At 64.2% G+C, this 17,228-nt stretch carries 20 protein-coding genes; 6 read left to right on the forward strand and 14 right to left on the reverse strand.

What is annotated here, in order from left to right:
- Positions 1-49: 49 nt before the first annotated feature.
- Positions 50-697: a tetratricopeptide repeat protein gene (locus FJ434_RS13690; RefSeq protein WP_140509039.1), complete on the reverse strand. Its 648-nt coding sequence runs from the start codon at positions 695-697 to the stop codon at positions 50-52.
- 109 nt (positions 698-806) lie between these two features.
- Positions 807-932 carry a type B 50S ribosomal protein L36 gene (ykgO, locus tag FJ434_RS13695; RefSeq protein ID WP_006327841.1) on the reverse strand — a complete coding sequence of 42 codons (126 nt, stop codon included), beginning with the start codon at positions 930-932 and terminating at the stop codon, positions 807-809.
- A 242-nt stretch (positions 933-1,174) separates the two neighbouring features.
- On the opposite strand from ykgO, the gene FJ434_RS13700 reads away from it, so the two are divergent.
- Positions 1,175-1,597, forward strand: a complete 423-nt coding sequence (locus FJ434_RS13700; RefSeq protein ID WP_140712995.1) for a lysozyme inhibitor LprI family protein — start codon at positions 1,175-1,177, stop codon at positions 1,595-1,597.
- A 72-nt stretch (positions 1,598-1,669) separates the two neighbouring features.
- Here the strand turns inward: FJ434_RS13700 and FJ434_RS13705 are convergent, their stop codons facing one another.
- The 10 genes from FJ434_RS13705 to FJ434_RS13750 all read right to left on the reverse strand — a co-directional run bounded on the left by FJ434_RS13705 (position 1,670) and on the right by FJ434_RS13750 (position 9,926).
- On the reverse strand, positions 1,670-2,746 hold the full coding sequence (locus tag FJ434_RS13705) for a 5-(carboxyamino)imidazole ribonucleotide synthase (RefSeq protein ID WP_140748126.1): 1,077 nt from the start codon (positions 2,744-2,746) through the stop codon (positions 1,670-1,672).
- Positions 2,743-3,240, reverse strand: coding sequence for a 5-(carboxyamino)imidazole ribonucleotide mutase (gene purE, locus FJ434_RS13710; RefSeq protein ID WP_027141852.1), 498 nt, complete (start codon positions 3,238-3,240; stop codon positions 2,743-2,745). The genes FJ434_RS13705 and purE overlap by 4 nt, the downstream gene beginning before the upstream one ends.
- Before the next feature lie 97 nt (positions 3,241-3,337).
- A complete protein-coding gene (locus FJ434_RS13715; RefSeq protein WP_140509045.1) occupies positions 3,338-4,243 on the reverse strand; it encodes an anti-sigma factor in 906 nt (301 codons plus the stop codon).
- Positions 4,240-4,779 carry a sigma-70 family RNA polymerase sigma factor gene (locus FJ434_RS13720; RefSeq protein WP_140509047.1) on the reverse strand — a complete coding sequence of 180 codons (540 nt, stop codon included), beginning with the start codon at positions 4,777-4,779 and terminating at the stop codon, positions 4,240-4,242. The genes FJ434_RS13715 and FJ434_RS13720 overlap by 4 nt, the downstream gene beginning before the upstream one ends.
- A gap of 397 nt (positions 4,780-5,176) precedes the next feature.
- Positions 5,177-6,382, reverse strand: coding sequence for an aminotransferase class V-fold PLP-dependent enzyme (locus FJ434_RS13725; protein WP_140748123.1), 1,206 nt, complete (start codon positions 6,380-6,382; stop codon positions 5,177-5,179).
- A 25-nt stretch (positions 6,383-6,407) separates the two neighbouring features.
- Complete coding sequence (locus tag FJ434_RS13730; RefSeq protein ID WP_027141856.1) at positions 6,408-6,869, reverse strand: RidA family protein; 462 nt, start codon at positions 6,867-6,869, stop codon at positions 6,408-6,410.
- A 36-nt stretch (positions 6,870-6,905) separates the two neighbouring features.
- On the reverse strand, positions 6,906-7,700 hold the full coding sequence (locus FJ434_RS13735) for an amino acid ABC transporter ATP-binding protein (RefSeq protein WP_140748120.1): 795 nt from the start codon (positions 7,698-7,700) through the stop codon (positions 6,906-6,908).
- Between the two features lie 4 nt (positions 7,701-7,704).
- Complete coding sequence (locus FJ434_RS13740) at positions 7,705-8,355, reverse strand: amino acid ABC transporter permease (protein WP_140748117.1); 651 nt, start codon at positions 8,353-8,355, stop codon at positions 7,705-7,707.
- Between the two features lies 1 nt (position 8,356).
- Positions 8,357-9,022 (reverse strand): amino acid ABC transporter permease, encoded by a 666-nt coding sequence (locus tag FJ434_RS13745; protein ID WP_027141859.1) that lies wholly within the window; start codon positions 9,020-9,022, stop codon positions 8,357-8,359.
- Positions 9,023-9,095: 73 nt separating this feature from the next.
- Entirely contained in the window at positions 9,096-9,926 is an 831-nt protein-coding gene (locus FJ434_RS13750; RefSeq protein ID WP_010911956.1) for a transporter substrate-binding domain-containing protein, read from the reverse strand.
- Positions 9,927-10,096: 170 nt separating this feature from the next.
- Between FJ434_RS13750 and FJ434_RS13755 the strand changes: the two genes are divergently transcribed.
- Positions 10,097-10,885: an IclR family transcriptional regulator gene (locus FJ434_RS13755; RefSeq protein ID WP_027141860.1), complete on the forward strand. Its 789-nt coding sequence runs from the start codon at positions 10,097-10,099 to the stop codon at positions 10,883-10,885.
- A gap of 35 nt (positions 10,886-10,920) precedes the next feature.
- Here FJ434_RS13755 and FJ434_RS13760 read toward each other — a convergent pair whose 3' ends face one another.
- Positions 10,921-11,124: a YdcH family protein gene (locus tag FJ434_RS13760; protein WP_027141861.1), complete on the reverse strand. Its 204-nt coding sequence runs from the start codon at positions 11,122-11,124 to the stop codon at positions 10,921-10,923.
- 239 nt (positions 11,125-11,363) lie between these two features.
- Here FJ434_RS13760 and FJ434_RS13765 point away from each other — a divergent pair, with 239 nt between their 5' ends.
- The 4 genes from FJ434_RS13765 (at position 11,364) to FJ434_RS13780 (ending at position 14,856) form a co-directional block, all read left to right on the forward strand.
- Positions 11,364-11,543 (forward strand): YdcH family protein, encoded by a 180-nt coding sequence (locus FJ434_RS13765; protein ID WP_027141862.1) that lies wholly within the window; start codon positions 11,364-11,366, stop codon positions 11,541-11,543.
- Positions 11,544-11,892: 349 nt separating this feature from the next.
- The gene (gene ispG / locus FJ434_RS13770; RefSeq protein WP_140509088.1) at positions 11,893-13,146 is read left to right on the forward strand and encodes a flavodoxin-dependent (E)-4-hydroxy-3-methylbut-2-enyl-diphosphate synthase; all 1,254 of its coding nucleotides are present in this window, start codon (positions 11,893-11,895) and stop codon (positions 13,144-13,146) included.
- Between the two features lie 5 nt (positions 13,147-13,151).
- Positions 13,152-14,006, forward strand: a complete 855-nt coding sequence (locus FJ434_RS13775; protein WP_140712985.1) for a lytic transglycosylase domain-containing protein — start codon at positions 13,152-13,154, stop codon at positions 14,004-14,006.
- Between the two features lie 97 nt (positions 14,007-14,103).
- Positions 14,104-14,856, forward strand: a complete 753-nt coding sequence (locus FJ434_RS13780; RefSeq protein WP_140712983.1) for a Stf0 family sulfotransferase — start codon at positions 14,104-14,106, stop codon at positions 14,854-14,856.
- Between the two features lie 15 nt (positions 14,857-14,871).
- On the opposite strand, the gene FJ434_RS13785 is transcribed toward FJ434_RS13780, so the two are convergent.
- On the reverse strand, positions 14,872-17,211 hold the full coding sequence (locus tag FJ434_RS13785; protein ID WP_140748114.1) for a response regulator: 2,340 nt from the start codon (positions 17,209-17,211) through the stop codon (positions 14,872-14,874).
- Between the last annotated feature and the right edge of the window lie 17 nt (positions 17,212-17,228).

Genomic DNA, 17,228 nt, shown 5'->3' on the forward strand with positions numbered 1-17,228 from the left:
GAGTAGGGGAGTAGGGGAGTAGGGGCCTCTTCCCCTACCGCCTAGTCTATCAAATGCCTTCGCCGGCAAGCTCTTCCGACAGGGTGGCGACCTGGTTCTGGGCGCTGCGCATCATCGGGTAGATGGCCAGCACCTTTTGCCAGGCCTCGAGCGCCGATTGCTTGTGGCCTGTTTCCGCCATGATCTGGGCCAGGCCCGACAGCGCGCCGAAATGGCGTGGCTCGAGCTGCAGCGCGCGGTCGATGTCGGCCATCGACTTGCCGTAGTTCTTCATCATGAAATGCACGGTGGCGCGGCGGTTCCAGCCTTCGGCGTAGTTTGGCTGCAAGGTCACCACCTGGTCCAGGAAATCGAGCGCAACGTCGAACTTCCGATCGTTCATCGCTTTTTGCGACCACTGCATCATCAGGTCGATCGAGGCGCTGCCTGACTGGAACCATTCGTTCCAGATGTTGCCGGCAATGCGCTCGGCGGCCTTTTCGTTGCGCTCGCGTTTCAGGTCGGAGAACAGCTTGTCGATCCGCGCCTGCTTCGTTATTGGCGGGGCCGGAGTGTCCGGGGCCGCAGGCTGGGCATCGGAGGGCGCCGACTGACCATCCGTGGCTGCGACCGCGATCGGCCGATCACCGGCCTGCGTCGGCAGGGAGATGACGCCGGAAACCAGGAAAGTCGTCAAGAATGCAAAAAGGATCCGCATCGCCCGACTCTAGTCCCGGGCGGCGGAACCGCAAAGTGATTTTAGCGTGAGAAGATCGGCAGGCCGACAAACATCAATGGGCGGAGGCAAAAAGCCTCCGGCCGAAAACTCAACCCTGGCGCGCCTTGTAGCGGGGGGCGGTTTTGTTGATGATGTAGACGCGGCCCTTGCGGCGAACCAGCTGGTTGTCGCGGTGACGCGCCTTCAGCGCCTTGAGCGAATTCTTGATCTTCATGGTCTTGCCTGTCGGTGTGGACCCGGTTCCGGGTCGAAATTTTAAGGCGCGCCAGAAGACGCGCCTTTTGAACGGTGGGTGGCTCATAAACGAGGAGCCTTGCCCATGTCAACCGTAAGTCGATCGCAAGCGCGCTCCGCGTCCTGATATCATCAAATATCCGCCATGTCGGCCCCGTGGCATTGCGCGGCCATGAGCCGGCTGGGATGATGCCGTTTACTTCAAGTGATTTGGGGACGACCATGCGCCGAATATTCCTGTCCGCCTGCCTCGTCGTCCTGGCGGCGAGCGCGGCTGCCCGAGCGCAGGAATGCGACCGTTCCGACGACAGCCAGCAAATGATGAACATCTGTGCCGGCGAGGACTATCAGGCCGCCGACGCCAGGCTCAACAAGGCCTATCAGGACCTGATCAGCTCCGATGATGCCGATGGAAAGAGATCGCTGCAGGCCGCGCAACGGGCCTGGATCGCGTTCCGCGACGCCGAGTGCACGCATTCCACAGCCGCCAGCCAAGGCGGGTCCATCCATGCGATGGAGGTCTCGCAATGCCTGACCGGGCTAACCAATGACCGCATCAAGCAGCTCGCCGCCTCGGCCAATTGCGAGGAAGGCGATGCGACTTGCGCCAGTCCCGGCGAGGACGAGAGCGACGAGGTGCAATAGGCGTGTTGGTATCAGAGCGGTTGCTACGCAATTCCGGACGGAAAATCTTTAGACACTTTTTCTGGAATTGCTCTAACCGCGGCGGCTGATGCGGGTGAAGTGGCCCATCTTGCGGCCGGCCCGGGCTTCCGCCTTGCCGTAGAGGTGCAGCATCAGGTCGGGCTCGGCGAGCAGCGTTGGAACGCGCAGCACGTCGTCGCCGATCAGGTTCTCCATCACGCAATCGGAATGGCGGTCGGGGCTGCCCAGCGGCAGGCCGGCAATGGCGCGGATATGTTGCTCGAACTGCGAAACGATGCAGGCGGCTTCGGTCCAGTGGCCGGAATTGTGGACGCGGGGCGCGATCTCGTTGGCCAGCAGCGAACTGTCGGCCAGCACGAAGAACTCGACACCGATGACGCCGACATAGTCGAGCGCCGACAGGATTTTCGTCGCCGCGTCTTTCGCGGCCCGCGCGGTCGCCGGCGCAATGCCGGCCGGCAAGGTCGATGTGTGCAGAATGCCGTCATGGTGCACATTCTCGGCCGGATCGTAGGCGGCGAGAGTGCCGTCCAGCCCCCGCGCGGCGATAACGGAAATCTCGCGCTCGAACGGCACGAAACTTTCCAGGATCAGCGGCACATTGCCCATCGCCTCGCAGGTGCCGGCGAAACCGCCGGCTTCGATGTTGCGGAAGACGCGCTGGCCCTTGCCGTCATAGCCCATGCGCCGCGTCTTTAGGATGCCGCTGCCGTCGAATGCCTTGAGCGCCGCCGCCAGCCCGTCGTCGGTGTCGACCGGACGGAAATCGGCAGTGGCGATGCCGATGCCGTTGAGGAATGTCTTTTCACTCACCCGGTCCTGCGCCACGTCGAGCGCGCGCGGCGGCGGATAGACCGGCACCTTGGCGGCAAGCGCGGTTGCAGCGGCCACCGGCACGTTCTCGAATTCATAGGTGACGACGGCACTCGCCATGGCCAGTTCAGCAAGCGCGGCCGGGTCGTCATAGGCGGCCGTGATCTGCCGGTTGGCGACCTGGGCGGCCGGGCAATCCTGCTGTGGCTCCAGCACGACGGTGCGGTAGCCGAGGCGGGCAGCGGCCATTGCCAGCATGCGACCAAGCTGGCCGCCGCCAATGATGCCGATGGTCGATCCGGCGGGCAGGCTCACGGCGTGTCCGTCGGTTCGGCGGCGACCTTGGCGGTCTGCGAGGCGCGCCACGCGTCGAGGCGCTGGGCAAGCTTGTCGTCATTGAGCGCCAGCACGGCAGCGGCTAGGAGGGCAGCGTTGGCCGCACCTGCCTTGCCGATTGCCAGCGTTCCGACCGGAATACCGGCCGGCATCTGGACTATGGAGAGCAGCGAATCCTGGCCCGACAGCGCCTTCGATTCCACCGGCACGCCAAACACCGGCAGTGGCGTCATCGCCGCCGTCATGCCGGGCAGATGCGCCGCACCCCCGGCGCCTGCGATGATCACCTTGTAGCCGGCCGCCTTGGCGCCCTTGGCGAATTCATAGAGCCGGTCGGGCGTGCGGTGCGCCGAAATGATCAGCCGCTTATGGGGGACACCAAGCGCCTCCAGCGTCTCCGCTGCCTGGCGCATCGTCGCCCAGTCGGATTGGCTGCCCATGATGATGGCGACGTCGGCGCGTTGATCGTTCAAGCTTCTGCTCCCGGCGACAAAGGCGCGCCTTAGCGGAATTCGCGCGGGGCCGCAAGGATTTCAGGCCATCGGCGAGGTGCCAACGGCCATATCCGGCTCATACCGCTGCTTTGCGGAAGCGGGCGACGAAGTCGTCGAGTTCGGGGCGCTCCATGTCGGAGATCGCCCAGTAGGAGAAGGCGCCGTCGCTCCAGTGCACCATCGAGAAGCCGCCGGAGGAAAGATCGTCCGGCTGGATAATCTTGCCGTCCTGCTGCGGTTCGGCGACGAGCGTGATCAGGTGCTCACGGTGGCGGTAGACCAGTGCCGGCACCGGCCGGCCTGATATCACCTCGACCCGGCCGCCGATGAGGGCGAAACCGTCTTGGGCAAGGTCCGGCGCGGGCGGCGAGACGCCGATCCGGGCGTCGAGCCAAGGCTTGACCGTATGGCGGTCGGCGGAAACGATGTCGATCGGGCTCGCAGCGAGCAGGCTGCGGCGATGGCCGCTGGCGACAGCGGCGGCAAAGCCGTCTTCCGCGCTGTTGAACATCACCCATTGCGTCGCGCCGCTGGCCAGCACCGCGCTGATCATGATCGACGCGGCCATGGCGCGCCAGTCGAACGAGCCGAAGCGGCGTGCCCTTGGCGATGTCCACGCCTGCGAAGGACGCGTCCCGGCTTCCGGTCGCTGGCCTGCGCTGGCAATCAATCCCGGGAGCTTCGACGGCGTGCCGCGCTGCGGCTGGGCCGCATCGGCTTGGTCCTGCTGGTCGGTGCCCGCCATGCCGATTGCTGCGATGCGGGTCCGAAAGGCGTCGCTGACTTCGGGGCGCGGCAAGCGGCTGACCGCGCCTCGCAAGGCAAGGATGCGGGCATGCTCGGCGGCAAGCCGGGGGTCGGTGGCGATGCGACGCTCCACGGCAAGGGCCGCCGCCGCATCGAGCTCGCCATCGACAAGGGCCTGGATCATCAGTCTGATACCTTCGGGATCATTGGGCAGTCCGTCGTCATGGCCGGTCATGGCGCTCTCCCCAGTTCAGATGCCAGCAGGCTACGGGCCCGGGCAAGCCTGGACATCACCGTACCGATCGGCACGTCGAGCATGGCCGCAATCTCGCGATAGCTGAGGCCGTTAATGTCGCGCAGCACCAGCGTTTCGCGAAACGGCTGCGGCAGGGCAGCGATTGCCGCCTCGAGTGCCGCCGTATCGGCCTTGGCGATCAGGCTCGCTTCCGGACCGTCCTCGTCGGGCAGGCTGGTGCCATGGGCCGCCGCCATGTCGTCGAGATCGCCGAGATCACCGACGGCCATCATGGCGCGCGGCCGATTGCGCGCCATCCAGGTGTAGGAGGTGTTGCGCACGATGGTCAGCAGCCAGGCACGGGCGTTGCCGCCGGCATAGCCTGACATGCCGGTATGCGCCTTGATGCAGGCGTCCTGCACGACATCCTCGGCGTCGGCGGCATTGCCGGTCAGCCAGCGGGCAAGCGCCAGCGCGTCGCCGAGATGCGGCAGCACCACCTGGTTGAAGCGCTCTGCCAGGGCCCTCTCGCTCAAAGCAGCACCATGATCCCCTCCGGAGCGGACAGGCCGTGCCGCCTCAAGATGCGACAGCGATTTTGCCTGGCTTGCAGGGGCAAAGCCCCCGGAAACGGGCAAAGTCGCTTGCCTTGCTGAAAGTGAATTCATCTGCCTCACCAGTGTCAAGCGCCATGAAAAGAAAGCGCGCCACGGAGGAGGGACTGACGACGGTCATGCTCGCCAGCGGATGACGGCGGCTGCCGCCGCAGCCAGGTTCGCTGTGCTCGCGATGATGGGCATGCCGATCTCCTCAACGCCAGCCGTGGCGTATGTCGAGGAGACTTGTTGAGGAGACGATTTATTCCCGCGCGGGCATATCCGGCTGTTCACGGTCGCGTGATCAGCCGGTGCTTTCGGCATGGTCGGTTGGCGATCAATCCGGCCAGCGCAAAACACCCGACGAATCCTTGCGCGCAATTTTCATCGCGTCGGCCGGGCGCTCCTTCGCGGTCAGCACGGCGCGCAGGCGCTCAGCGACGACGTCCGCCTCGCCCGGATGAAGGTTACAGGGGTCGAGGAAGAAATGGCCGCGCTCGACCTCATGGTTGCGCACGATGATCGGCGGCGAGCCGGCGGCAAGCGCCGAGGCAAGACCGGCGGCGGTGAAGCGGCTCTCGGGCGAGACGAATATCTGCAGCCGGTCGAGCGGATTGGCGGTGGGGTCGGGAATGATGATGGCGGCGATGCCGGGCAGTCCCTGCAAAGCGTCCTTCCACAGATTGAGTGCCGCCTCCTCACGCCGGCGGATGCCGGCATGGTCGCGCTTCTCCCAGGCTTCGAGCGCCGCCATGGTGCCGGCGATGCTTTCCTTGCCGACCTTCATGGCGCGGGCGACACCGCGGTTCTGCAGATAGGCTGATCGCACCAGGTCCTTGCGGCCGGTGACGATACCGCTGGTCGGCCCGCTCAGGAATTTGTGGCCGCTGTAGACGACGACATCGGCGCCGCGCGCGAGGAAACCGCGCAGATCGTATTCGGACGCGGCGTCAACGATGACAGGCACCCCCTTGGCGTGGCAGATCTCGCAGAATTCCTCCAGCGACAACATGCCGTATTGCACGGTGTGGTGGGCGACGACGTAGAGGCCCGCCGCCGTGCGCTCGTTGATCGCTTCGCGCACATGATAGTCCTGGGTGACGCTGACCGTGCCGGCGGGCACCACCCTGGCGCCGGCGACGCGGACCGACTGGTCGATCGGCGCGCCGTAATTGACGATGTGGCCAAGCTGGATGACGACCTCCGATTTGAGGTCGCCGGTGTCGTCGGGCAGACGCTCGATGGCGAGCAGGTTGGTTCCGGTCATCGCGCCGGCAATCGCCATGGTGATGCCGCTTGCGCAACAGGCGGTGATGAAGCCGGCCTCGCCGCCGGTGAGGCGCGCGACAACCGTGCTCGCGGCGCGCTGCAGATCGTCCATCTCCACCCATTGCGAGGCCATTTCGGCCATGGCGTTGACGGCTTCCGGGACGATGATCGAGGCGCCGAGCGCGGTCATGGTGCCGGAGACGTTGATGATCGGCCGCAAGCCCAGCCGTTCGCGGATGGTGGTGTTGGAGCCGGTGTCGGAATAGGTTTTCATGTGAGCAAATCCCGTGGGTGGCAGGTCAGGCGGCGATCTCGACGACCGCTTCGATTTCGACGGTGATGTTTCCAGGCAGCGAGCCGACGCCGATCGCCGAGCGCGCGTGGCCGCCGATCTTGTCGAAGACATTAGCGAACAGGTCCGAACAGCCATTGACCACCTTTGGATGGTCGCTGAAGGTCGGCGTCGCATTGACGAAGCCGAGCAGCTTGACGACGCGCACAATGCGGCCGAGATCGCCGGCGGCGGCATGCATGACGGCAAGCAGGTTGAGCCCGGTCAGCCGGGCATGCTGATAGGCCTGCTCGACCGTCACATCCTCCCCGACCTTGCCGGTGCAAAGTGTGCCGTCGGCGCGCAGCGGCCCCTGGCCGGAGAGGAATATCAACCGGCCGCTCTCGGCATGGGTGACGAAGTTGGCGATCGGCGTCGGCGGCTCGGGCAGCGTCAGGCCGAGTTCGGCGAGCCTGATATAAGGCGTCATGGATGAAGGCTCCTTGGGCGGCCTGGCCGCCTGAGTTTAGAAGTGCGAGGCGCGGAAGCGCGCCAGGAAAGTGCGGAGGCGCTCGTTGGTGGTCTCCGTCGCGAGGATCTCCCTCGGCGGCCCGACGGCGCTGACGCCGCCGTCGGCCATGAAGACGATGCGGCTCGAAGCGTCGCGGGCGAAGGCCATTTCGTGGGTCACCATCAGCATGGTCATGCCGTCCTCGGCCAGGCTGCGCACCACCGCCAGCACCTCGCCGACCAGTTCGGGATCGAGGGCGGAGGTAATCTCGTCGAGCAGCAGGATCTTCGGTTCCATGGCCACGGCGCGGGCGATGCCGACGCGCTGCTGCTGGCCGCCGGAGAGTTCAGCCGGCAGGCTGTCGGCCTTGTGGGCGAGGCCGACGCGGCCGAGCCAATGTTCTGCGATCGATCGCGCCTCGGCCTCTTTCTTTCCCCGCACCTTGGTCAGGCCCAGCATGATGTTGCCGGCCGCCGTCAGGTGAGGGAACAGGTTGAAGCTCTGGAACACCATGCCGGTCTCGGCACGCATGGCGGCAAGATCGCGCTCGCTGCGGCGCTGGCGCGTTCCGGCCTCGCGGTAGCCGACCTCGTTGCCATCGATGCGGATCGAGCCGCTGTCGTAGCTTTCGAGGAAGTTGACGCAGCGCAGCAGGGTGGTCTTGCCGCTGCCGGAAGGGCCGATGACAGTCACCACCTCGCCGCGCTTCACCTGAAGGCTGACGGAGCGCAACACCTCGACGGTGCCGAAGGCTTTTGAGACGTCGCGCACGTCGAGCAGTACCGGACCGGCGTTTTGGGCTTCGGACATCGTGCTAATCCCGGATGAAGGAGAAACGCCGCTCGAGCCGCCGGCTGGCGAGCGAGAGTGCGTAGTTGACCGCGAAATAGATGAGCGCGCCCAGTATATAGAGCGGCATCGCTTCATAGGTACGGCCGATGACCTGGTTGATGGCCTGCATCAAGTCGGTGATTCCGAGCAGCGACACCAGTGCGCTGCCCTTGACCGCGTCGGTGACCCCATTGATCCAGGGCGGCAGGAAGCGCCTGAAGGCCTGCGGAAAGATGACGTAGGTGAGCCGTTGGCGAAAGGTCAGCCCGACCGCCATCGCGGCCTCGGACTGTCCCTTCGGGATCGAGCCGACCGCGCCCCTGAGATACTCGATGACCTGCGCCGTCTTGAACAGAGTGAGCGCGGAAACCGCGGCCCAGAACGACGGCAGATGCAGCCCGATCGCGGGCAGGCCGTAATAGACGAAGAACATCAGCACCAGGATCGGAATGCCGCGAATGGTGTCCGAGAAGATGCGCACCGCCCAGCGCAGCGGCATTGGCCCGTAGACCAGGCCAACGCCCAGCAGGACGCCGGCGATGAGCGACAGAACCACGACCAGCAGCGAGACCCACAAGGTCACGGCGAAGCCTGCGGCAAGGAAGGGCAGTGCGTAGAGGATCTGGCTCAGCATGTCAGCGCGCCGCCCTGAACCGGCGCTCCACGAGCCGCAGTCCAAAAAGCATGATGTAGCCCGTCACCAGATACATGGCGGTGGTGACCAAGTAGACCTCGACGATGCGGAAGGTGTTGAAGTTGATCCACTGGGCGCCGAAGGTGAGTTCCGGCACCGAGATGACCGAGGCGATCGAGGTGTCCTTGAACAGCGAGATGAAGGTGTTGGAGAGCGCCGGCAGCGTGATGCGCAGCATGGTCGGCAGGCGCACATGAAGCAGCCTTTGCCAAGGCGTCAGGCCGATCGCCTTGCCGGCGTCGAGCTGTCCGCGCGGGACAGCCTCGAGGCCCGAGCGAAACACCTCGACCAGATAGGCGCCGCTATAGACCGACAGGGTCAGCACAAATGAGGTTGGTGCGCTGTAGGCCAGGTCGACCACGGTCGGCAGGCCGTAGAAGACGAGATAGACCAGCAGGATCAGCGGCACGTTGCGGATGAATTCGACGTAAGCCGCGATCACCGCCCGCACGACGCGCCCGGCCGAGACATACCAGACCGCGAGCACCAGACCGATGACGACGCCGATGGCGATCGAGATCACGGCAAGTTCGAGGCTGAGCAGCAGGCCGCCCCAGAGCTTGTCGAAATGCCGCCAGATCAGGTTGAAATTGAGGGCATAGCCCATGCATCCGCCTCGGTGTGAAGGGCGTCGAGTCGATTGCGGAAGGGCTGGAATGCCGCCCTTCCGCGATCCGGGATCAGATGACCGGGAAGCCGGGGTGACGCGCCGGCGGTTCCTGGCCGAAATAGTCCTTGAAGGCTGCGTCGTAGAGCGCTGATTCATGGCCGAACATGGCGATGGTGAAGGTCTGGTTGACGAAGGTCAGCCAGTCGAGATCGCCTTGCCGAAGTGCTGCGCCGTAAAGCATCGAATACCAGCTCTTGCCGGCATCGAAATACTTGTCGGGATTGCGCGAGGCGAGCCAGCGAACGGTGGACAGGTCGACAGCGGCAGCGTCGGCGCGCTTGGATTCAAGCGCCTGCAGCACGTTGGCCTGAGTGTCGATCTGCAGCACCTGCGCCTGTGGCAGGGCGTAGTGGACCGAGCTTTCGGCGTCGACATTCTGCAGGATGGAAATGCGGGTCGCCGAACCGCCGGCGAGCAGCTTGTCGAAGGTCTTGTTCTCGGCGGTCGGCAGCGTCAGCAAGGCAACGCCCTCGACATAGTAGGGTCGGGAGAAATTGATCAGCTGCGAGCGCTGGGCTGTCATGGTCATGAACTGGATGGTGATGTCGACCTTGTTGGTGGTGACGTTGGGAATGCGCTGCGCCGGATCCTGCATGACGAACTCGACCTTGGTCGGATCGTCGAAAAGGCCCTTGGCGAGGATGCGGCCCATGGTGATGTCCATGCCGACCAGTTCGCCGGCATCGTTCTCGAAATGCCAGGGTGCGTTGGTGCTGCCGGTGCCGACAATCAGCTTGCCGCGGTCGAGCACGGTGCGCAGCAGGCTGTCGGATGCGGCTTGCGCTGCGGCCTTCTGGGCATCGACGGTTGCCAGAACGCCTGCCGTCGCAAGTCCCGCCATTCCCAATTTCAGAAAATCACGTCTTCCGGATGTGTCGTTCACGGCGACCTCCTTTCGTGTTGTGTTCCCCTATGCACAGGCCATGCACGCGACAGCGACTATCAAAGATTGTCCCTTACAAGAGACGCATGTATCCTGTACAAGACAGATACTAACACCGGGAATCGACAATGCAAGATGGTAGTGTTTTGGCTGTTTCAGCCGACGAGAAGACGCCGGGCTCCCGTGAAAAGGGTCTCAACCGGGTCCTGGAGATCCTGGAGTTTCTTCACACGACGCAGCGTGCGATCGGCATTGGCGATCTCGCCAAGGGGGTCAATGCGCCGCGTTCGACGACCTACACGCTGGTGCGGTCACTGGTCGATGCCGGGCTGCTGGAAATGGCCGGCGATGGCAACCGCGTCTATTTCGGCAAGAAGCTCTACCTCTACGGAATGGACTACGTGCGCGGCAACGACCTGTTGCGGCGCGGGCGCCAGGAGGTCGATCATCTGTCGCGCGAGACCGGCGAGACCTCGGAACTGTGCATGCTGCAGAGCGGCCGTTACACGATCGTCCACTCCAGCCCCGGCACCAGGCCGTTCCGCATCAGTTCGGCCACCGGCCTGCAGATACCGCTGCCCTGGACCGCCTCGGGCCGGCTGCTGCTTGCGGGGCTGGATAGAGCGGCGATCGAAGCCATGGTGTCGGACGACGATCTCGTGCTGCCCGACGGCCGCAAGCTGCGGCTCGAGGATTTCATCGCCGACATCGCAAAGGCAGGGGTGACCGGCTACTGCGTCACCTCGGGTCTGGTCGACGCCTATACGAAATGCCTCGCCGTGCCGGTCTTTTCAGCGCCAGGCAAGGTCGAGGCAACGATGTGCCTGGTGGTTCCGATCGACACGTCGGAGGAGCGGACCGCCGATCTCATCGGCCTGCTGCGCGGCCGCGCCGCCGGGCTTTCGATTGGCGGATAGGCGGAAAGTGCCGGCGAGCGCGGGCCGGTTCCGTCTCAGGCGATGATGTCTGGAATGATCTTGTCTTCCAGCTTCATCAGCCGGTCCTTGAGGGCCAGCTTCTTCTTTTTCATGCGCTGGATCTGCAGCGGGTCGCAATTCATGGCGATCATCGCGTTGATCGCCGCATCGAAATCGGCGTGTTCCTGCTTCAGCCGGGAAAATTCGAGGCGAGTATCGGCCTGTTCCTGATCGGACATTCTCTACCGTCTGCACGTCTGCGGCGCCCAAAACTGGGCTTGGTTGGGCGGGGGCGGCAATTTCTGCCACCGGCGCGCAGCCCATATCACATTTCACGTTGTCGTGGAATGCTACCACGCAGCATTCGACATCGCTGCCTGATGGTGGCACACTGTCATTGTGCCGTCACAGATGCGACCTGCGGTGGACGTGCCTTTGACGGCTGCAATCGAGGAAACCATGAAAGGGAGAACCAATCATGTCTCTTGCATCCCATCTTGATGAGTTGCAGCGGAAACACGGCGACATCGAACGCGAAATCGATGACGCGATGAACCACCCGTCGGTGGACGATCTCGACATCGTAAATCTCAAGCGACGCAAGCTGGCACTCAAGGATGCGATTGAGAAACTGAGGGCGCAACCAACCTCGCATTGACGCTCACCTGACATAGCCGCTCACCACTGGCGGTCTTCCTTGCCGGCGGCACCTGCCGCCGGTGCAGTGGTTTTAATTTCAGCGATTCCATAAGTCGAAGCTAATATCCTTCAGGCTCATTTGTGCCCGGCCGCCGTCAGGTCGGCGTGCTGTTCAGGTCCCCGGCGGGGATCAATTGCTGCCAGTGGCGACCTGTCGCCATTGACAAGCCACCTTTGCTCCTCCACCTCATGCCCGGACTTCAGCGCATCGGACCCGGCTTGTGCGTCCAAGCGGACGCACGGGCTTCAGAGAGACGCATAGCGCTCCAGAGAGACGCATGGCGCTCCAGAGACAAAAGGCTGCCGGCATGACCGGATATTTTTCCTTTCCTTTCCCCCGCCGCACCTCGGTCGGCGTCGATGTCGGCGGTGTGGTCGTCGGCGGCGGCGCGCCCGTCGTCGTACAGTCGATGACCAATACCGACACGGCCGATATCGACCAGACGGTCGCGCAAGTCGCGGCGCTGCACCGCGCCGGTTCCGAGATCGTGCGCATCACCGTCGACCGCGACGAGAGTGCGGCCGCCGTGCCGCGTATCCACGAACGCCTGTTGCGGCTCGGCATCGATGTGCCGCTGGTCGGCGACTTCCATTATATCGGCCACAAGCTTTTGGCCGACCATCCGGCATGCGCCGTGGCGCTGGCCAAGTACCGCATCAATCCCGGCAATGTCGGCTTCAAGGACAAGAAGGACCGGCAGTTCACCGATATCGTCGAAATGGCGATCAAGCACGACAAGCCGGTACGCATCGGCGTCAACTGGGGCTCGCTCGACCAGGAACTGTTGACCCGGCTGATGGACGACAACCAGGACAACGGTTTCCCCCTGACCGCGCAGGAAGTCACGCGAGAAGCGATCGTGCAGTCGGCGATCCTGTCGGCCGAGATGGCCGAAGAGATTGGCCTTAGCCGCGAAAAAATCATCCTGTCGGCCAAGGTCAGTGGCGTGCAGGACCTGATCGCCGTCTACACCGAACTCGCCACCCGTTCCAATCACGCGCTGCATCTCGGCCTCACCGAAGCCGGCATGGGCTCCAAAGGCATCGTCGCTTCTTCCGCCGCGATGGGCATCCTCCTGCAGCAAGGCATCGGCGACACCATCCGCATCTCGCTGACGCCGGAGCCCAATGGCGACCGCACCCGCGAGGTGCAGGTGTCGCAGGAACTGCTGCAGACCATGGGCTTCCGGCAGTTCGTGCCGATCGTCGCGGCCTGCCCCGGCTGCGGCCGCACCACCTCCACCGTGTTCCAGGAACTGGCGCAGAACATCCAGGCGGACCTGCGCAAGAACATGCCGGTGTGGCGTGAGAAATACCCGGGCGTCGAGAACCTCAAGGTCGCCGTGATGGGATGCATCGTCAACGGCCCGGGTGAGTCCAAGCATGCCGATATCGGCATTTCGCTGCCCGGCACCGGCGAGACGCCGACCGCGCCTGTCTTCGTCGACGGCAAGAAAGCGGCGACGCTGCGCGGGCCGTCGATCGCGGCGGATTTCGAGAAAATGGTCGCCGACTATATCGAACAGAGGTTCGGTCAGGGCGGCAAGGCCGCGGCAGAGTAGGCCAGATGCGGCGTTTCCTCTGGGCGGCGCTGATATTCCTGTGTGGTATGGCCTGGTCGACGCTTGCCCAGGCGGATCCACCGCAATCTGCCAAGCAGCGGCTGATCGACAAGGTCTGTAACCTGATCCAGGCGCATGCCGACCAGAACGGCCTGCCCCGGGATTTCTTCGCCCGCCTGATCTGGAAGGAAAGCCGGTTCGATCCCAACGCCGTGAGCCCTGTCGGCGCCGAGGGCATCGCCCAGTTCATGCCGGGCACCGCCAAGATGCGGGGGCTGGAAAATTCCTTCGACATCACCCAGGCGATCCCGGCGTCGGCTAGATATCTCGCCGAAATGAAGGCCGGCTATGGCAATCTCGGTCTGGCCGCCGCTGCCTACAATGCCGGCGAGAGCCGGGTGTCGCGCTGGCTGAATTCCGGCGGCTTCCTGCCGATGGAGACGGAAAGCTATGTCTTCGACGTGATGGGCGAGCCGGTCGACAAGTTCACGGACCGGGCCTATGCCGGAAAAGTCGAGCCACTCGACGGCAAGCTGGATTTCGCGGTCGCCTGCCGCAAGCTGCCGGTGATCATGTCGAGAACGGTGGCGATGGCCTCGATCAACATCAAGCCATGGGGCGTCCAGGTGGCGGGCAATTTCCGCCGCAGCGCCGCGATCAGCCAATGGCTCAGGGTGCGGGGCCGTTTTCCGGCCCTGCTTGCCGGGCATGATCCGGTGGTGAGCCGGGTGCGCACGCCGATCGGCCGGCGCGGCATCTACGCTGTCAGGATCGGGATCGACGACCGAACTGCGGCCAATGTCATCTGCCAGAAACTGCAAAGCGTCGGTGGCGCCTGCGTGGTGGTGCGCAACCGGTAAAGGCCTGAAGACGGCGCCCGTCGCATCCAGCAACAATTTCAGCTATAGGGCGGCCACCATCTCTCCTTGGGCAGCAGCCCTGTCATCGCGAGCGCCCATGTTCGACGGATACATCATCTGCGGCACGCCCAGAACCGGCAGCACCCTGCTGTGCAAGCTGCTGGCGGCCACCGGAACGACCGGCGACCCCCACTCATTCTACCGGCGGCAGGATGTGTCGGAGTGGGCCGAGGATTGGGGACTGCCCGCTCGCGACACGATGGGCGAGCTTGAATTCCAGCTTGCCTATCTCAATGCGGCGATCGGTGCCGGCAAGGGCGATACTGAAATCTTCGGCTTGCGCCTGATGCAGGAGAACCTGGGCGAGCTTTCGGCGATACTCGACCGGATTTTTCCGGAGCTTGCGTCGGACAAAGCGCGTTTCGAGAGGGCTTTTGGCCGTGTCCTCTACATACACCTGTCGCGCGAAAACAAGCTCGCGCAGGCCGTCTCCCTGGTCAAAGCCCGGCAAACCGGTCTTTGGCATATCGCTCCCGACGGAACCGAAATCGAAAGGGTAGGGCCTGCCAGGGAACCTCACTATGATTTCGAGCGCATCAAGGGTGAGGTCGAAGAGTTGGAAGCCTATGATGGCGCCTGGAACATCTGGTTCGCGCAACAGGGCATAGCGCCATTGCGGATCGGCTATGAGCACCTTGCCGCCGAGCCGGCCGTGGCACTGCTGCGCATCTGCGAAGCCCTGGGCGTCCGGGCACCGGATGTCCGGCATGTCAGGCCCGGCGTCGCCAAGCTCGCCGACGAGACGAGCCTGGACTGGATGCGCCGCTTTCATCTGGACGCAGCCGTCTGAGGCGTTGATGGGTGGTCAGGCGGTCTTGGCCACCACCGTCTCGCTGAGCCAGGTGCCGATCTTGGCGCCGAGGCGATCGGGCGAAACGGGCTTGGGCAGATAGTCGTCCATGCCGGCCTCGATGCACTTGTCGCGGTCGCCCTTCAGCGCATGCGCGGTGACGCCGACGATCGGGATGTGGCCGCCGGACGAAGCTTCGATCGTCCGGATGGCGCGTGTCGCCTCATAACCGTTCATTTCCGGCATCGAGACGTCCATCAGAACCAGCCTCGGGTGCAGCGACCGGTACATCTCGACCGCGGTGCGGCCATTGCCGGCGATGCGGTAGCTCAAGCCGAGCCCATTGAGGATTTGGCCGAACACCATCTGGTTCACGTCATTGTCCTCGGCGATGAGGATGTCGATCGGGCTGTTCGGCGCGGCGTTCGATTCCGGCACTGCCGCGACCGGCAGGGCGGGGCCGCGGATAACCGTGAAGGCCGGCGGAGCCGGCTGAGGCATCGGTTGGACCGGCTCGCGAATGAACTGCGCCTTGCCGGCCTGCGAGCGCGCCTTCTGGATGACCGAGATGACCGTGCCGAGCAGGACCGCCGACCGCGCCGGCTTGGTCAGATGCGCCGATATGCCGAAGTCGATGATCATCTTGCCGAAATCGACCTGGTCGACCGAGGTCAGGATAACGACCGGGATGGCGGACAGCCGGCTGTCGGCGGCGATGGCCCGGGCGACATCGGCGCCGTTCATGCCGGGCATCTGATAATCGAGGATGATACAGTCGACGCTGGCGCCGAGTTGGCAGGCGCGATCGAGGAAGGCGAGGCCTACCGCGCCGCTTTCGGCGGCGGCGCAGTCGAAGCTCCAGCTTCTGAGCTGTTCCAGCAGGATCTCGCGGTTGACCGGATTGTCGTCGATGACCAAAACGCGCGCGCCGGTGACGTCCACCGGCACGATAGCATCGCGCGCCTCGGCACGGTGGACCGGCAGCGGCACGGCGAACCAGAAGACGGAGCCGCGGCCGATCTCGCTCTCGACGCCGATCTTGCCGGCCATCAGGTCGACGAGACGGGCGGCGATGGCGAGCCCAAGGCCGGTGCCTTCGTGACGGCGGGTCGAGGAGCCATCGACCTGGGCGAACTTCTCGAACACGTTCTGCAATTTCTCGGCCGGGATGCCGATGCCGGTGTCCTCGACGCGCAGCTTGAGCTGGACGACGTCGTTGACGGTTTCGCCGCCGACATCGATCAGCACATGGCCCTTCTCGGTGAATTTAACCGCATTGCCGACCAGGTTGGTGACGATCTGCCGAAAGCGGCCGGCGTCGCCAACGACATGGGCCGGCAGCCTGGGGTCGACGCGCACGATAAGTTCCAGGTTCTTCTCGGCGACGCGCGCCGAGACCAGCGTCGCCACATCCTCCACCGCTTCCGAGAGGCGGAAAGGAGCAGGGTCGAGCGTCAGCTGCCCGGCATTGATCTTCGAGAAATCGAGAATGTCGTTTATGATGGTGAGAAGCGCGTTGCCTGATTTGACGATAACGTCGGTGAAGGTCTTCTGGCGCGGGTTCAACTCGGTCTTGGCCAGCAATTCGGCCATGCCGAGCACGCCGTTCATCGGCGTGCGGATCTCGTGGCTCATGTTGGCCAGGAATTCCGACTTGGCGCGGTCGGCCGCCTCGGCCTTGAACAAGGATTCGGCCGACTGGGCAAAAGCGCGGCGGATCGCCTGTTCCATCGGCCGGAAGATCCAGAAGGCGACAATGGCCAGGACGGCGAACAACAGGCCGCTCGCCCACAAAAGCAGCCGGTCGCTGGAGGCGTCCGCCAGATGGCGTTCCTCGTCCATCCCGGTGCGGACCCGCACCAGCATGGGCTGAACGAACAGGTCGTTCTGGTTGCGGATTTCGCGAGCGCTCCATTCATCGGTCTTTTGCGCCACCGACATCAGATTGAAGTTGCGAACCATGTCACGCGGCGACCAGAACAGATCGCCGTTGACGGAAGCGGCTGCCAGTTCGTCGACGGTCTTGGCCGACAGGCGCTGACGTATCGCCGCGAACTGGGCGGTCAGTGCCTCGATCTCGCCGGTCAGACGCTCGGAATGGTCGCGTGCCGAAGCCGTCAGCGCATCGCGCGTCTCGATCCGCCAGGCGGAGCTGGTTGTCTCGGCGAAGCTGGTGGCGTTGCGCAGGTCGCGGGTGAAAACGACGAGATTGCTGCTCAGCGCATCGATTTCATGGCGCAAGGAATTGACGCGATTGAGCGCACCCATGATGGCGGCCGAAGCCAGCGCGAAAACCAACAATCCTGAAAGATAACGTATCCGGACGGACCGGATGAAAGAAGAATATTCCGGCATGCGCAACCCCAACACAT

The sequence above is a fragment of the Mesorhizobium sp. B2-5-13 genome, assembly GCF_006440535.1.
In the GTDB taxonomy this organism is placed as follows: domain Bacteria; phylum Pseudomonadota; class Alphaproteobacteria; order Rhizobiales; family Rhizobiaceae; genus Mesorhizobium; species Mesorhizobium salmacidum.

Bases quoted from the DNA above. Each gene is read 5' to 3' on its own strand.
- FJ434_RS13690 (WP_140509039.1), bottom strand. From the start codon at position 697: ATGCGGATCCTTTTTGCATTCTTGACGACTTTCCTGGTTTCCGGCGTC.
- ykgO (WP_006327841.1), bottom strand. From the start codon at position 932: ATGAAGATCAAGAATTCGCTCAAGGCGCTGAAGGCGCGTCACCGCGAC.
- FJ434_RS13700 (WP_140712995.1), top strand. From the start codon at position 1,175: ATGCGCCGAATATTCCTGTCCGCCTGCCTCGTCGTCCTGGCGGCGAGC.
- FJ434_RS13715 (WP_140509045.1), bottom strand. From the start codon at position 4,243: ATGACCGGCCATGACGACGGACTGCCCAATGATCCCGAAGGTATCAGA.
- FJ434_RS13725 (WP_140748123.1), bottom strand. From the start codon at position 6,382: ATGAAAACCTATTCCGACACCGGCTCCAACACCACCATCCGCGAACGG.
- FJ434_RS13730 (WP_027141856.1), bottom strand. From the start codon at position 6,869: ATGACGCCTTATATCAGGCTCGCCGAACTCGGCCTGACGCTGCCCGAG.
- FJ434_RS13735 (WP_140748120.1), bottom strand. From the start codon at position 7,700: ATGTCCGAAGCCCAAAACGCCGGTCCGGTACTGCTCGACGTGCGCGAC.
- FJ434_RS13740 (WP_140748117.1), bottom strand. From the start codon at position 8,355: ATGCTGAGCCAGATCCTCTACGCACTGCCCTTCCTTGCCGCAGGCTTC.
- FJ434_RS13745 (WP_027141859.1), bottom strand. From the start codon at position 9,022: ATGGGCTATGCCCTCAATTTCAACCTGATCTGGCGGCATTTCGACAAG.
- FJ434_RS13750 (WP_010911956.1), bottom strand. From the start codon at position 9,926: ATGGCGGGACTTGCGACGGCAGGCGTTCTGGCAACCGTCGATGCCCAG.
- FJ434_RS13755 (WP_027141860.1), top strand. From the start codon at position 10,097: ATGCAAGATGGTAGTGTTTTGGCTGTTTCAGCCGACGAGAAGACGCCG.
- FJ434_RS13760 (WP_027141861.1), bottom strand. From the start codon at position 11,124: ATGTCCGATCAGGAACAGGCCGATACTCGCCTCGAATTTTCCCGGCTG.
- FJ434_RS13765 (WP_027141862.1), top strand. From the start codon at position 11,364: ATGTCTCTTGCATCCCATCTTGATGAGTTGCAGCGGAAACACGGCGAC.
- ispG (WP_140509088.1), top strand. From the start codon at position 11,893: ATGACCGGATATTTTTCCTTTCCTTTCCCCCGCCGCACCTCGGTCGGC.
- FJ434_RS13775 (WP_140712985.1), top strand. From the start codon at position 13,152: ATGCGGCGTTTCCTCTGGGCGGCGCTGATATTCCTGTGTGGTATGGCC.
- FJ434_RS13780 (WP_140712983.1), top strand. From the start codon at position 14,104: ATGTTCGACGGATACATCATCTGCGGCACGCCCAGAACCGGCAGCACC.
- FJ434_RS13785 (WP_140748114.1), bottom strand. From the start codon at position 17,211: ATGCCGGAATATTCTTCTTTCATCCGGTCCGTCCGGATACGTTATCTT.